This is a genomic window from Streptomyces sp. NPDC041968 (assembly GCF_055589025.1).
This window is the reverse complement of sequence record NZ_JBVJCB010000006.1, coordinates 160,181-173,515: the sequence shown is the minus strand read 5'-3', so window position 1 is coordinate 173,515 and position 13,335 is coordinate 160,181. Positions and strand designations below refer to the sequence as shown.

13 protein-coding genes are annotated in these 13,335 nt (G+C 71.2%); 6 read left to right on the top strand and 7 right to left on the bottom strand.

The annotated features are described in order from the left end of the window. The first annotated feature begins 95 nt into the window (after positions 1–95). Together ACZ6EG_RS16745 and ACZ6EG_RS16740 are read left to right on the top strand one after the other, a co-directional pair. Entirely contained in the window at positions 96–740 is a 645-nt protein-coding gene (locus ACZ6EG_RS16745) for a TetR/AcrR family transcriptional regulator (RefSeq protein WP_469605199.1), read from the top strand. A gap of 418 nt (positions 741–1,158) precedes the next feature. Beyond that, the gene (locus tag ACZ6EG_RS16740; protein WP_383645168.1) at positions 1,159–2,634 is read left to right on the top strand and encodes a sensor histidine kinase; all 1,476 of its coding nucleotides are present in this window, start codon (positions 1,159–1,161) and stop codon (positions 2,632–2,634) included. A gap of 204 nt (positions 2,635–2,838) precedes the next feature. Here ACZ6EG_RS16740 and ACZ6EG_RS16735 read toward each other — a convergent pair whose 3' ends face one another. Continuing rightward, positions 2,839–3,096, bottom strand: coding sequence for a WhiB family transcriptional regulator (locus ACZ6EG_RS16735; protein ID WP_003973730.1), 258 nt, complete (start codon positions 3,094–3,096; stop codon positions 2,839–2,841). Between the two features lie 319 nt (positions 3,097–3,415). Further along, a complete protein-coding gene (locus ACZ6EG_RS16730; RefSeq protein ID WP_469605195.1) occupies positions 3,416–4,384 on the bottom strand; it encodes a diacylglycerol/lipid kinase family protein in 969 nt (322 codons plus the stop codon). A 140-nt stretch (positions 4,385–4,524) separates the two neighbouring features. Between ACZ6EG_RS16730 and ACZ6EG_RS16725 the strand changes: the two genes are divergently transcribed. Next, positions 4,525–4,974, top strand: a complete 450-nt coding sequence (locus ACZ6EG_RS16725) for a hypothetical protein (RefSeq protein ID WP_356604459.1) — start codon at positions 4,525–4,527, stop codon at positions 4,972–4,974. 61 nt (positions 4,975–5,035) lie between these two features. On the opposite strand, the gene ACZ6EG_RS16720 is transcribed toward ACZ6EG_RS16725, so the two are convergent. The 3 genes from ACZ6EG_RS16720 to ACZ6EG_RS16710 form a co-directional block, all read right to left on the bottom strand. Beyond that, positions 5,036–6,127, bottom strand: a complete 1,092-nt coding sequence (locus ACZ6EG_RS16720) for an RNA polymerase sigma factor SigF (protein ID WP_391969606.1) — start codon at positions 6,125–6,127, stop codon at positions 5,036–5,038. Further along, positions 6,124–6,537, bottom strand: coding sequence for an ATP-binding protein (locus ACZ6EG_RS16715; protein ID WP_351995178.1), 414 nt, complete (start codon positions 6,535–6,537; stop codon positions 6,124–6,126). Before ACZ6EG_RS16715 ends, ACZ6EG_RS16720 begins: the two co-directional genes overlap by 4 nt. A 249-nt stretch (positions 6,538–6,786) precedes the next feature. After that, on the bottom strand, positions 6,787–7,047 hold the full coding sequence (locus tag ACZ6EG_RS16710; RefSeq protein WP_356604461.1) for a UBP-type zinc finger domain-containing protein: 261 nt from the start codon (positions 7,045–7,047) through the stop codon (positions 6,787–6,789). A 61-nt stretch (positions 7,048–7,108) separates the two neighbouring features. Here ACZ6EG_RS16710 and ACZ6EG_RS16705 point away from each other — a divergent pair, with 61 nt between their 5' ends. Further along, positions 7,109–8,701, top strand: a complete 1,593-nt coding sequence (locus ACZ6EG_RS16705; RefSeq protein WP_391969605.1) for a Na+/H+ antiporter — start codon at positions 7,109–7,111, stop codon at positions 8,699–8,701. Positions 8,702–8,781: 80 nt separating this feature from the next. Here the strand turns inward: ACZ6EG_RS16705 and ACZ6EG_RS16700 are convergent, their stop codons facing one another. Both ACZ6EG_RS16700 and ACZ6EG_RS16695 read right to left on the bottom strand, forming a co-directional pair. Further along, positions 8,782–9,690: a 1-aminocyclopropane-1-carboxylate deaminase/D-cysteine desulfhydrase gene (locus ACZ6EG_RS16700; protein WP_469605189.1), complete on the bottom strand. Its 909-nt coding sequence runs from the start codon at positions 9,688–9,690 to the stop codon at positions 8,782–8,784. Between the two features lie 36 nt (positions 9,691–9,726). Further along, entirely contained in the window at positions 9,727–10,305 is a 579-nt protein-coding gene (locus tag ACZ6EG_RS16695; RefSeq protein ID WP_391969793.1) for an N-acetylmuramoyl-L-alanine amidase, read from the bottom strand. A gap of 329 nt (positions 10,306–10,634) precedes the next feature. Between ACZ6EG_RS16695 and ACZ6EG_RS16690 the strand changes: the two genes are divergently transcribed. Together ACZ6EG_RS16690 and ACZ6EG_RS16685 are read left to right on the top strand one after the other, a co-directional pair. Next, entirely contained in the window at positions 10,635–12,041 is a 1,407-nt protein-coding gene (locus tag ACZ6EG_RS16690) for a family 2B encapsulin nanocompartment shell protein (protein WP_469605186.1), read from the top strand. 87 nt (positions 12,042–12,128) lie between these two features. Then, a complete protein-coding gene (locus ACZ6EG_RS16685) occupies positions 12,129–13,289 on the top strand; it encodes a family 2 encapsulin nanocompartment cargo protein polyprenyl transferase (RefSeq protein WP_391969602.1) in 1,161 nt (386 codons plus the stop codon). Positions 13,290–13,335 lie beyond the last annotated feature (46 nt).

Below are 13,335 nucleotides of genomic sequence, written 5' to 3'. Positions count from 1 at the left end.
CGACGCCCCCTTCGCATTTCCCTAGCGGTCGCTACAGAAAAGACCGTACTGCACCGCGGCGACAATTTTCTAGTGCTCGCTATAAAATGAACTCCATGGTGAGCGACGAGAAGAGCGGACAGGTGGGGGCGTCGGCCGGGAGGGGCGCGGCCAGGACCCGGGGCCGGCCCCGTTCCTTCGACCGGGCGACGGCCCTGGAGAAGGCGCTGATGGCCTTCTGGGAACACGGTTACGAGGCCACGTCCGTCTCCGACCTCACCCGCGTCATGGACATCGGCGCCCCGAGCCTCTACGCCGCCTTCGGCGACAAGCGCTCGCTCTTCGAGGAGGTCGTCCAGGAGTACGGCGTGCGTTACGGCTCCTTCGGCACCCGCGCCCTCGACGAGGAGCCGACCGCGCGGGCGGGGACGGAGCGGATGCTGCGCGAGGCCGCCGTCGAGTACACGGCGCCGGGCCGGCCGCACGGCTGCCTCGTCATCCACGCGGCCGCCAACTGCTCGACGCCCGAGGTCGAGGAGTCCCTCCGGCGGCGGCGCAACGCCAACATCGCCGCGATCGAGAGCCGGATAGCCGCCGACGTGGACGCGGGCGTGCTCCCGCCGACCACCGATGCCGCGACCCTGGCCCGCTACACCGGCGCGATGATCCAAGGCATGTCCCAGCAGGCGCGCGACGGCGCGAGCCGGGCGGAACTGGAGGCACTCGTGGAAATTGCCCTGGCCGCCTGGCCCCGCGTGTGAGCCAACAGGGTTAGGCTTCTGCCGGGCACTCGGGTGACCGGGCGCCCGGCGGAGCACGACAACGACAAACGGCGTTCATCGCATGGACACGGTGAGTGGTCTAGTCCACAATGGCCACGGATGGCACTTGCCGTGACGCTCACGCAAGGTGATCGCCAGACTTCCGCCTTCCCCGCACAGGAGGGCGGACCGAGGAACCGGAGCTCTCTGCCCTGACTGCCCCGGCTCCTCATCCTTCGGCCGACCGGGACCGCACACCCCACGGCCGATGTTGCTCCGGGCTGCGGTGCCGGGAGGGTTGAGGGTCCCTCCCAGGCGCCGCGGCCCGCGGGTGTCTCCGGGGCCCGATCCCGCCCCTCCGCCGGTGCGAACCTTCCGGTTTCGGGCGCTGTCCGTACCGCCAGGTACGCTCAGCCACGTGCCCTCCATGAACGAACTCGTACGCCAGCACACAGCGCTCGACGACTCCGACCTCGAGTGGCTCCACCTGCTGGTCTCGGAGTGGCAGCTCCTCTCCGACCTCTCCTTCGCCGACCTCGTCCTGTGGGTGCCCACCCGCGACGGCACGCGCTACGTCTCGGTCGCCCAGATGCGCCCGAACACCGGCCCGACCTCCTACCAGGACGACATGGTCGGCCACCTCGTTCCGCGCGGCCGGCGCCCCATGCTGGACGCCGCCCTGGACGAGGGCCGGATCGTGCGCGAGGGCGACCCGGAGTGGCGCGAGGAGGTCCCGGTCCGCGTCGAGTCCATCCCCGTGCGGCGCCAGGGGCGCGTCCTGGGCGTCATCGCCCGCAACACCAACCTGCTCACCGTGCGCACGCCGAGCCGTCTGGAGCTCACCTACCTCCAGAGCGCCTCCGACCTCGCCCAGATGATCGCGGCCGGTGCCTTCCCGTTCGAGAACCAGCAGGTCGACATGGACGCCTCACCTCGCGTGGGCGACGGTCTGATCAGGGTCGACGGGGACGGCATCGTCCAGTACGCCTCGCCGAACGCGCTGTCGGCGTACCACCGCATGGGCCTCGCCGCCGACCTGGTCGGCCACCACCTCGGCCGCACCACCGCCGAACTCGCCCCCTCCCGCGGCCCCGTGGACGAGGCACTCGCCAAGGTGGCCAGCGGCTGGGCGCCCCGCGAGTTCGAGATCGAGGCCCATGACGGGGTGATCCAGTTCCGTGCCATCCCCCTCAAGCCCAAGGGCACGCGCATCGGTTCGCTGGTGCTCCTCCGCGACGTCACGGAACTGCGCCGTCGCGAGCGCGAGTTGATCACCAAGGACGCCACCATCCGGGAGATCCACCACCGGGTGAAGAACAACCTCCAGACGGTGGCGGCCCTGCTGCGCCTCCAGGCCCGGCGCATCGAGTCCGACCGGGGACGCGAGGCACTCGAAGAGGCCGTACGCCGCGTCGGGTCGATCGCGATCGTGCATGAGACGCTCTCCCAGAATCTGGACGAGCGCGTGGAGTTCGACGAGATCGCCGACCGCGTGCTGGCGATGGTGGCGGAGATCTCGCCGGGCAAGGTCACCGGCCGGCGCACCGGACGCTTCGGCATCCTGGACGCCGAGGTGGCGACCCCGCTGTCGATGGTCCTGACCGAGGTGCTGCAGAACGCCCTGGAGCACGGCTTCCGTGAGGGCGACACCGGCACGGTCGAGGTCTCCGCGGTCCGTGGCGGTACGACGAAGGAGGCCCGGCTGCTGGTCACCGTCCAGGACGACGGGGTCGGCCTGCCCGAGCACTTCGACCCGCACCGCTCCGGCAACCTCGGCCTGCAGATCGTCCGCACCCTGGTGGAGGGCGAGCTGGGCGGCTCCTTCGACATGGTCCCGGCCCCGAGTCGCGGCACCCGGGTGATCCTCGACATCCCGGTGCCCGCAGCGAAGTAGCGGCGCCGGGGCCCGGTAGACCGGGCCCCGGACAGCAAAGCCCCGGACAGCAAAAAGCCCCGGACCGGTGAAGGTCCGAGGCCAGTGCTCGTGCGTTGCATCGTCCGATGCGCATCGGGGGTACTGCGCGCTGCGGCTCGGGAGCGGGGGTTGCGTACTCGCTGTACGCGCCGCCAAGCTCAGGCTGTCAGCAGGGGTGGATGGTCAGGCGGAGGCCTGACGAGCCCGGTTGCGGGCGGCACGGCGCTTCATTGCGCGGCGCTCGTCCTCGCTGAGACCACCCCAGACGCCGGAGTCCTGACCGGACTCGAGCGCCCACTGCAGGCACTGCTCCATGACAGGGCAGCGACGGCAGACGGCCTTGGCTTCCTCGATCTGCAGCAGCGCGGGACCGGTGTTGCCGATGGGGAAGAAGAGCTCGGGGTCTTCCTCGCGGCAAACGGCGCGGTGACGCCAGTCCATGGCTGCTACCTCTCCTTGGTATTACATGCAGGTTGCTTGTGAATGTGAACGCTTTCACGAATCCCTCAACAAGGGAAGGGCCTACCGTCAGGTTGCCCTGCGTGGTCCTGTGATTTGAAGAGGGGTTCTGGTGATCTGTGGAGGCTGGTGTTGCGGGCCGTCCCGATCGCCAAGAAGAGACTCGCAAACCTCAGCGGCGGATACAACCCCTTCCGGAAAGTTTTTTTTGATTCTTCGGTGTCGACTAGGTCACAGCCGTACTTCCATGGGGTGGACCCTGGCCTAAACGTTCGAGTGAAAGGACTTTCGCCCCTTCTGCTCACACAATCACACGCAGTGCACGGCGTACGCCTGTGAACGTCACGCTGGTCCGCAGTCCCAGGTGGTCACCGTCCATCTGGAGGGGGAGCGGGACCTTCGAATGCAAGGTGAACCCGGTCAGATCGTGCAGGGAGACGGCATGCCGGCCCCGGGGTCCCCGCTCGGGGGACGAAGTGAGCAACTGGGTCCCATACCGGGCAACCGCGCCCGTGGACAGGCGGCTGAGTCCGAAGACGTCGAGCGCGGTATCGAACGAGGCCTTAGGTGACGCGTAGATCGGGCGATTGCCGAGAAACGTCCAGGGGCACGTGTTCGAGACTATGGAGAGCACGAGATCGTTGATCGGCTCCTCGCCCGCCCGCTCCAGGGTGATCGTCCCGCTGCGGCGGTGCGGTTCCCCCATGAGCGCGCGCATCACCTGGCGGAGGTAGAGGGCGTGGGTCGATCTCCTGCCGCGCTCACGCTGCTGCTCCACCCGGCCGACCACGCCGGCGTCGAAGCCCAGCCCGGCGTTGAAGGTGAACCAGCGGGCCGGCACCGACTCGTCCTCCGAGCCCGGGGTGCCCGAGGCGAGGCCCAGTCCGACGGTCCGCTCGCTGCCCTCGCGCAGGGCGTCCAGCAGGGCGCCGGTGGCCTCCACGGCGTGGTTGGGCAGGCCGAGGGCGCGGGCGAAGACGTTGGTGGAGCCGCCGGGGACCACCGCGAGACGGGGCAGGTCCTGAGGGGCGGGGCCGGCGTGCAGCAGGCCGTTGACGACCTCGTTCACCGTGCCGTCGCCGCCGAGGGCGACCACCAGCTCGATGTCGTCGCTCTGTGCCGCCTGCCGGCCGAGGTCGCGCGCGTGGCCGCGGTACTCGGTGGTGACCGCCTCCAGCTTCATCTCGCTCGCGAGCGCGTGGATGAGCACGTCGCGCGTGCGCGCACTCGTGGTGGTTGCCGCCGGATTGACCACGAGAAGTGCACGCATGGTTTGCAGGGTACCTACTGGGTGGTACCCGGCCCAGACCGAGGTGGAGAACCGAGGTGGGGATCGGGGTGGGCGCACGGCGTGGGCGGTGCGCCGGACGCGCCCGCGGGTTCGTGCGCGCCGGGGGCTACCCTGCAAGGGTGAGCAGTGAGCAGAACCCCACCGTCCCTCAAGCCGCCGAAGAGCCCGGTCCCCGTCCCGGTCGGCTGACCGCCGCGGCGGCGCTCGCCGCACTCGAGGGTCTGGCACTCGTCGTCGGTGGTGCCTGGATGCTGGTGGGCGGTCTCACGGGCCACCCCGACGACCGGACGTCGGCCCTCACCGGCGGCGTCACCCTGATCGTCCTCGCCCTGCTGCCGCTGCTGGCCGCCCGCGGGCTGATCGCCCGGCGGGGCTGGAGCCGGGGGCCCGCCGTCATCACGCAGATCATGGCGCTGCCCGTGGCCTACAACCTGCTGCAGGCCGACAGCGTGGCCATCCCGGCGGGCATCGTGCTCGGTGTCGTCGCCGTCACGGCGCTGGTGCTGCTCGTGAACCCCACGACCACCCAGGCCCTCGGGATCCGGGGGCCCGGCGGCGCGGAGAAGTAGGCCGTCCCGCCCGGCGGTGTCCGGGCGCGTCCGGTGCCCGGTGGTCCGTCCTCGCGGCCGGCTACTCCTCGACCAGCAGCTTCTCCCGCAGCTGCGCCAGCGTGCGGGCCAGCAGCCGCGAGACGTGCATCTGCGAGATGCCGACCTCCTGCGCGATCTGCGACTGGGTCATGTTGCCGAAGAAGCGCAGCAGCAGGATCCGTTTCTCCCGCGGCGGCAGGTCCTCCAGCAGCGGTTTGAGCGACTCCCGGTACTCGACGCCCTCCAGGGCCTCGTCCTCCGCGCCCAGGGTGTCCGCGACCGCCGGGGACTCGTCGTCGGTGTCCGGGACGTCCAGGGACAGCGTGGAGTACGCGTTGGCCGACTCCAGGCCTTCCAGGACCTCCTCCTCCGAGATCGACAGCTTCTCGGCGAGTTCGTGGACCGTGGGGGAGCGTCCGTGCAGCTGCGAGAGCTCCGCCGTGGCCGTGGTCAGGGCCAGCCGCAGCTCCTGGAGCCGGCGCGGGACCCGCACCGCCCAGCCCTTGTCCCGGAAGTGCCGCTTGATCTCGCCGACGACCGTCGGGGTCGCGTACGTGGAGAACTCCACACCGCGGTCCGGGTCGAAGCGGTCGACCGACTTGATCAGTCCGATGGTCGCGACCTGGGTGAGGTCGTCCAGCGGCTCGCCGCGGTTGCGGAAGCGGCGCGCGAGGTGCTCCACGAGCGGCAGGTGCATGCGGACCAGCCGGTTGCGCAGCTCCGCGTAGGCGGGGCTGTCCTTCTCCAGGGTGCGCAGCTCGGCGAACAGGAGGCGCGCCCCGCTGCGGTCCTGCGGGTCGTGCCGCGTGCCCTGCGTGCCCCGTGCACCGGGCGCGTCGTCCTCGGTGTGTCGCTCGTGCTCGCTCATCGTCCCGCCCGTTGCCCTTTCCCGAGCCCTCGCCTCCGCTCGGACGGGCCGGACGGGGGTGTCCCCGGTCCGCGGCCCGTCGCCCGGGACGACGACCCCCGGGGAGGCCTCGTCCTCCGGATGCGGACGGGCCTGCTCGGGGATGCCGTCGATGCCGTCGATGCCGTCCGCCATGCGTCGGTTCTCGTTCTCAGAACGAGTGCCCTCGGCCGGCAGCTCCCGTGTGCCGTTCTCGTCCCGCACCGGCCCGTCCCCGTCCCTCACGTCGGCCCGGGTCCCGCGCCGCGCTGTTTGTAGAGGCTGATCGAAACGGTTCTGTCCTCGTCCACGGCGGAGGAGACCTTGCCCGCCAGGGCGGACAGCACGGTCCACGCGAAGGTGTCCCGCGAGGGCGCGTGGCCGTCCGTGGTCGGTGCCGAGACGGTGACCTCGAGCGAGTCGTCGACCAGGCGGAAGACACAGCTGAGCACCGAGCCGGGCACGGCCTGCTGAAGCAGGATCGCGCAGGCCTCGTCGACTGCGATGCGCAGGTCCTCGATCTCGTCGAGGGTGAAGTCCAAACGGGCTGCGAGGCCGGCCGTCGCCGTACGCAGCACCGACAGGTAGGCACCCGCGGCCGGCAGCCGGACTTCGACGAAGTCCTGGGTCGCGGGCTCGCCTGCGATCTGGGACACCCTCACCTCCAAGGTGGTACAAGCGTTACAGGGCCGAGGATCGACCCCGGGGCAACGCGATACGTGGTTCAGCGGTGACGTTATCGCGCTCCGAACTTTCCTGTCCCCGAGACCCCAACCCCGCACTGTCACTCATAGTAAACACATGAACACGCACAGTGGCTAGAGGTTCGGGGGGCTCAAATCGGAAGAGCGCGCGCCGGGTTGACGTACCCAGGCCTCAGACGGTCGAACCGTCCCCGGCCGAGGTCACACGAGGACGTGATCTACGAAGCACCAACGCCAGTTCTCGCCCGGTTCGAAGGTGCGCATGACCGGGTGACCGGTCTCGCGGTGATGCGCCGTGGCGTGCTGCCTCGGCGAGGAGTCGCAGCAGCCGACGTGCCCGCAGTCGAGGCACAGGCGGAGCTGCACCGGGTCCGTGCCCTCCGCCAGGCACTCCGGACAGGTCTGGCTGCGCGGCTCCGGTTCCGGGTGCGGCAGCGCGTCGGCGTGCGTGCACTGTTTCATGATTGCCAGGTTACGACGGGTGTGCGGATGACCGCGCGGAAGAAGAGGGCGGGCGAGGACGATGGACGTGATGCCGCTGCTGTTGCTGGTCGCGGGCAGTGCCGCGATCGCGGCGGCGGGGCGGCGGGTGCCGGTGCCCGCGCCCCTGCTGCTGGTCGCGGCGGGGCTGGCGGTGAGCTACGTCCCAGGGGTGCCCGACTACACCCTCGACCCGCACATCGTCCTGCCCCTGCTGCTGCCGCCGCTGCTTCACACGGCGGCCACCGACAGCTCCTACCTGGACCTGCGGGCTCAGGTGCGGCCCGTGGCGCTGCTCTCCGTCGGCTACGTGCTCTTCGCGACCTTCGTCGTCGGCTGCGCCGCGTACCTGATTGTGCCGGGCCTGCCGCTGACCGCGGCCCTGGTCCTCGGCGCGGTGGTGGCGCCGCCGGACGCCGTCGCGGCCACGGCGGTCGCCCGCCGGGTGGGTCTGCCGTCCCGGATCACGACGATCCTCCAGGGCGAGTCCCTGGTGAACGACGCCACCGCGATCACCGCCTTCAAGGTGGCGCTCGCGGCGGCCGTGGGCGAGGGGGCGACCTGGGCCGGCGGGATCGGGGAGTTCCTGATCGCTGCGGTGGGCGGTGTGGGCGTGGGTCTGGTGCTGATGGTGCCGATCCACTGGCTGCGCACGCATCTGAAGGAGGCGCTCCTGCAGAACACGCTCTCCCTGCTCGTCCCGTTCTTCGCCTACGCGGTGGCGGAGCAGGTGCACGCGTCCGGAGTGCTCGCGGTGGTGGTCGTCGCGCTCTTCCTCGGGCACCGCGCGTGGGAGGTCGATTTCGCCACCCGTCTCCAGGAGGAGGCGGTGTGGAAGATGGTGGCCTTCGTCCTGGAGTCGGCCGTGTTCGCCCTGATCGGGCTCCAGCTCCCCGTAGTGCTCAAGGGACTCGGGGAGTACGAGGGTGTCGACGCCGCCTGGTACGCGGTCGCCGTCTTCCTGGTGGTCGCCGCCGCCCGCTTCGTCTGGGTCTACCCCGCGACCTTCCTGCCGAGGCTGTCGGCACGCGTCCGCGCGCGCGAGGGGGACATGTCGTGGAAGGGCCCGTTCGTGATCAGCTGGGCGGGAATGCGCGGGGTCGTCTCCCTGGCGATCGCCTTCTCCATTCCGCTCACCGTGCACGGCGGCGAACCGTTCCCCGAGCGCAATCTCATCCTGTTCCTCACCTTCACCACGGTCATCGGCACCCTGGTCGTCCAGGGCGTCAGCCTGCCGCCGCTGATCCGCCTGCTGAAGTTCCCCGCGCACGACGTACAGGCCGAGACGCTGGCCGAGGCGAACGCCCAGGCCCAGGCCTCCCGTGCCGCCCAGCAGCGCCTGGAGGAACTCCTCACGGACGAGCGCAACGCCCTGCCGGTCCCCCTCGCGGACCGTCTCCGCACGGTCCTGGAGCGCCGCCGCAACGCCGTCTGGGAGCGGCTCGGGCAGGCCAACCCGGTCACCGGGGAGAGCGTGGACGACACCTACCGGCGCCTGTCCCGGGAGATGATCGGCGCCGAACGCGAGGTGTTCGTCCGGCTGCGCGACGGCCGCTACATCGACGACGAGATGCTCCGGACCCTGCTGCGCCGGCTGGACCTGGAGGAGGCGGCGGCGTACCGGGAGACGACGTAGCACGGACCGGCACAACGCGGGCCGTTCGGCCGGGACGGTCCGCGGGCGGTGGGCGCCGCCGGTGCCTCACGCCGACCGGCTCAGGGGAAGGGGCGGCCGGTGACGACCGCCGCCAGGGTCGTCCCGCGGGCGAAGGCCCCCTCCTCGGTGAGGGCGAGCAGGGCGTGCAGCATCTTGGCCACGTAGACGCGCTCCACGGGGAGGCCGTGGCGGTGCTCGAAGTCCTCGGCGAAGGAGTCGAGCCCGGGGGTGGTGCGGGCGTAGCCGCCGCAGTGGAAGCGGTCGTCGACGCTCCAGACGCCCCGGACCCCGCCGAAGGCGCGCACCTGGAGGCGCCGTACGTCGTCGGTGAGGAAGCCGCCCTTGAGGACGGATATCCCGAGCGCTCGTCTCCCCGGGGGCAGGCCGGCCGCCAGCCCGGCGAGCGTGCCGCCGGTGCCGCAGGCGAGGGCGGCCACGTCGGCGTGCTCGCCCAGTTCCTCGCCGAGGGCCCGGCAGCCGCGGACCGCCTCCGCGTTGCTGCCGCCCTCGGGCACGACGACCGCGTCCTCGGCGCCCGCCGCGCGCAGCAGGGCGCTCAGGGTCTCCGGCTCGGATGCGCGGCGGTAGGTCGTACGGTCGACGAAGTGCAGCCGCATGCCGTCGGCCGCGCACCGGGCCAGCGAGGGGTTGAGTGGCCGGTCGGCCAGTTCCTGGCCGCGTACCACGCCCACCGTGGACAGCCCGAGCAGGCGGCCGGCGGCGGCCGTCGCGCGCAGGTGGTTCGAGTAGGCGCCGCCGAACGTGACGACCGTGCGATCCGTCGCCATGGCGAGATTCGGTGCCAGTTTGCGCCATTTGTTGCCGACCAGCTCGGGGTGGATCAGGTCGTCCCGCTTGAGGAGCAGCCGGACACCGAGCCGCTCGAACCGCCCGTCGACGACCTCCTGAAGAGGGGAGGGCAGACGGGGCCGCAGGGCGGCGAGGCCGCTGGAGTCGGTGCCGGTCACCCCGTCATTGTCGCGCCGCCGCGCGAGGCGGGCACGTCACCTCAGCCGGTCGCCGATCCGGTTGCGCATCGACGCCATGGTGAAGCCCCTCGGGTCCACCTTGCCCGGCTGCCATTCGAGGTGGCCGATGACGGATCGCTCGTTCCACCCGTGGTGGCGGCAGACCGCGGCGGCGGCCCGCTCGATCGCCTCCAGCTGCGCCGCGGGCCAGGGATCCTCGCCGTCGCCCATGTTCTCGCACTCGAACCCGTAGAAGTGCCGGTTGCCGTCGGTGTTCGCCTCGTTGTCGCCCGGCAGTCCGCGCTCCGCGATCACCGCGCGCAGGACGTCGTCGTCGCCGAGCCCCGCGTGGTTGGCCCTGCCGTACCCGACCAGGTGGACTCTGCCGTCCTTGGTGATCACCCCGTGGCACAGCGGCCCCGGCAGGCCCGCGTAGCCCTTGCGGCAGATGTCCACCGTCCGCGCGCTGCCCTTGGTGACCGTGTGGTGGATCATCACGCCGTGCACGGGCCCCCAGGGCCCCTTGTGGTTGCGGTTGTGGTCCCGCCAGTCGCCGACCTCGACGACGGTGAGTCCCTCCGCCTTGAGCGCCTTGACGAAACTGCTCGCGGACATGGGTGAGGCCACGCTCGGCTCCTTCACTCTGCGCGACGACCGCCCGGCGCGCTCGCCTCCTACGGTGCTTGTACCGAAACGGAGCGCTCCCTAGTACTTGTTCGGTCCGCGAGCGACGAGATTCGGACAATGTCGTTCCGGTGAACGGCCTTGGGCAGGGCCGGACAAGAGGCCGAGGGGGTCGAACAGGCGCTCATATCTGCCCTGGTCTCCGGTGATCCATTCCCGCTCTTTCGGGTAATAGCATCGGCACGCTCCGTGAGTAAGGCTGGTCCCCGCACATCGATGCCGGGCGCAGCCGTCCGGCATGACCGGGAGGGCAATTCCTTATGTCGGTAGGCGAAGAGGTCCGCACCGAGCAGACCAGGCCGCAGCAGAGCCTCGGCACGGCGGCCGCGCGGAACCTGGCCACCACGACCAAGTCCGTTCCTCAGATGCAGGAGATCAGCTCGCGCTGGCTGCTGCGGACCCTCCCCTGGGTGGACATCCAGGGCGGTACGTACCGGGTGAACCGGCGCATGACCTTCGCCGTCGGCGACGGCAGGGTGACGTTCGTGAAGACCGGCGACCGCGTCGAGGTCATCCCGGCGGAGCTGGGCGAGTTGCCGGCCCTGCGCTCGTACGAGGACGAGGAGGTCCTCTCGGAGCTGGCGCAGCGCTGTGAGCAGAGGGAGTTCGGCCCCGGTGAGGTGATCGCCTCCTTCGGCGGCCGGGCCGACGAGGTCTACCTGCTGGCGCACGGCAAGGTGGAGAAGGTCGGCAGCGGCCCCTACGGCGACGACGCGGTGCTCGGCGTCCTCGCCGACGGCGCCTACTTCGGCGACGAGGCACTGCTCGACGCGGACGCCATCTGGGAGTACACCGCCCGGACGGTCACCGCCTGCACGGTGCTCGTGCTGCCCCGCCAGGAGGTGGAGCAGGTGTCGGAGCGTTCCGACTCCCTGCGGACGCACCTGGAGGAGCGGCGCTCGATCCCCGACCAGCCCACCAACCGGCACGGCGAGAAGGCGATCGACCTCTCCGCCGGCCACAGCGGCGAACCCGACATCCCGCACACCTTCGTCGACTACGAGGCCCGTCCCCGTGAGTACGAACTGAGTGTCGCCCAGACCGTGCTGCGCATCCACTCACGCGTCGCCGACCTCTACAACCAGCCGATGAACCAGACGGAACAGCAGATCCGCCTGACCGTCGAGGCGCTGAAGGAGCGCCAGGAGCACGAGCTGGTCAACAACCGCGAGTTCGGACTGCTGCACAACTGCGAGTACGACCAGCGGATCCAGCCGCACGACGGGGTGCCCGGCCCGGACGACCTGGACGAGCTGCTGAGCCGCCGGCGCGGTACCAAGCTGCTCCTCGCCCACCCGCGCGCCATCGCCGCGATCGGCCGTGAGCTCAACAGGCGCGGGCTCGTCCCCGAGACGATCGACATCGCGGGCAACCGCATCCCGACCTGGCGCGGGGTGCCGATCTACCCGTGCAACAAGATCCCGGTCACCGAGGCCCGTACGACGTCGATCATCGCGATGCGTACCGGGGAGCAGGACCAGGGCGTCATCGGTCTGCGGGCCACCGGGATCCCGGACGAGATCGAGCCGAGTCTGTCGGTGCGTTTCATGGGCATCAACGAACAGGCCATCATCAAGTACCTGGTCACGGCCTACTACTCGGCCGCGGTCCTCGTCCCGGACGCGCTCGGAATCCTGGAGAACGTCGAGATCGGCCGCTGGCAGTGACGCCAGTCTCCCGAACGCCGTGTCCCCGCCCTCCCGGGCGGGTACACCCCGGGGGTACGCAGGTGGACGGATGGGGGAGGTGAGTCCATGACGGAGGCTCCGCTCGGCGTCACCGACCCGCTTCGTCCGACCGGGCTGGAACGGCACGGGGGCATCGGCACGCAGCGGGAGAAGGCACCGGAGACGCCCTCCGACGGGCGGGGGGAGGAGGCGTCGCCCGAGGGGCACGAGGCGGCGGCGCTCCTGCGGGAGTCGCGGGCATCGGTCGACCCCGAACTGCGTTCCGCCCTCGCGTCCTTGCCCGCCGCGATGCGCCGCACCGCGCTCTACCACTTCGGATGGCAGCACGCGGACGGCAGCCCCGCGGCCGGTAACGCGGGCAAGGCGATCCGGCCCGCGCTCGTCCTGACCTCGGCCGCCGCCCTCGGTGGGCCCGAGGCCCGGGCGGCGGCGGTGCGGGCCGCGGCCGCGGTCGAACTGGTCCACAACTTCACCCTGCTCCACGACGACGTGATGGACCGGGACGTCACCCGGCGCCACCGGCCGACGGCGTGGACCGTGTACGGCGATGCCGACGCGATCCTCGCGGGGGACGCCCTGCACGCACTGGCCCTGCGGATGCTCGCGGCGGACCCGCACCCGGCCTCCGCCGCGGCGGCCGCCCGGCTCGGCGACTGCGTCATGGAGTTGTGCGAGGGCCAGCACACGGACACGGCCATGGAACGGCGCGCCCCGGGCGAGGTCTCCCTGGAGGAGACGCTCGCCATGGCCGAGGCCAAGACGGGCGCGCTGCTGGGCTGTGCCTGCGCCCTCGGCGCGCTGTACGCCGGCGCCGCGGACGAGGACGTCGAGGCCCTGGACCGCTTCGGCCGGGAGGCCGGGCTGGCCTTCCAGCTCATCGACGACGTCATCGGCATATGGGGCGACCCGCAGCACACCGGTAAGCCGGCCGGGGCGGACCTCGCCTCCCGCAAGAAGTCGTTGCCCGTCGTCGCCGCCCTCACCTCGGGCACCCCGGAGGCCGCCGAACTCGCCGAGCTCTACGCGGCGCCGTACGAGGAGGACAAGGAGGATCTGGAGCGCACCGCACTGGCCGTGGAGCGGGCGGGCGGCCGGGACTGGGCGCAGGCCCAGGCGGCCGACCACATGGCGAGGGCGATGCAGGAACTGGCCCGCGCCGTGCCCGACCCGCAGGCGGCGGGCGGACTGCTCGCGCTGGCCGAGTTCGTGACCCGGCGCAGCACCTGACCGTCGCCGCGCCACCTCGGTCGGCCCGGGCGGGCCGTCGAGCAGC

What these genes read in the sequence shown, in the direction of transcription:
- ACZ6EG_RS16745 (WP_469605199.1), top strand. Translation starts at nt 96, where the DNA reads ATGGTGAGCGACGAGAAGAGCGGACAGGTGGGGGCGTCGGCCGGGAGG.
- ACZ6EG_RS16735 (WP_003973730.1), bottom strand. Translation starts at nt 3,096, where the DNA reads ATGGACTGGCGTCACCGCGCCGTTTGCCGCGAGGAAGACCCCGAGCTC.
- ACZ6EG_RS16730 (WP_469605195.1), bottom strand. Translation starts at nt 4,384, where the DNA reads ATGCGTGCACTTCTCGTGGTCAATCCGGCGGCAACCACCACGAGTGCG.
- ACZ6EG_RS16710 (WP_356604461.1), bottom strand. Translation starts at nt 7,047, where the DNA reads ATGAAACAGTGCACGCACGCCGACGCGCTGCCGCACCCGGAACCGGAG.
- ACZ6EG_RS16705 (WP_391969605.1), top strand. Translation starts at nt 7,109, where the DNA reads ATGGACGTGATGCCGCTGCTGTTGCTGGTCGCGGGCAGTGCCGCGATC.
- ACZ6EG_RS16695 (WP_391969793.1), bottom strand. Translation starts at nt 10,305, where the DNA reads ATGTCCGCGAGCAGTTTCGTCAAGGCGCTCAAGGCGGAGGGACTCACC.
- ACZ6EG_RS16690 (WP_469605186.1), top strand. Translation starts at nt 10,635, where the DNA reads ATGTCGGTAGGCGAAGAGGTCCGCACCGAGCAGACCAGGCCGCAGCAG.
- ACZ6EG_RS16685 (WP_391969602.1), top strand. Translation starts at nt 12,129, where the DNA reads ATGACGGAGGCTCCGCTCGGCGTCACCGACCCGCTTCGTCCGACCGGG.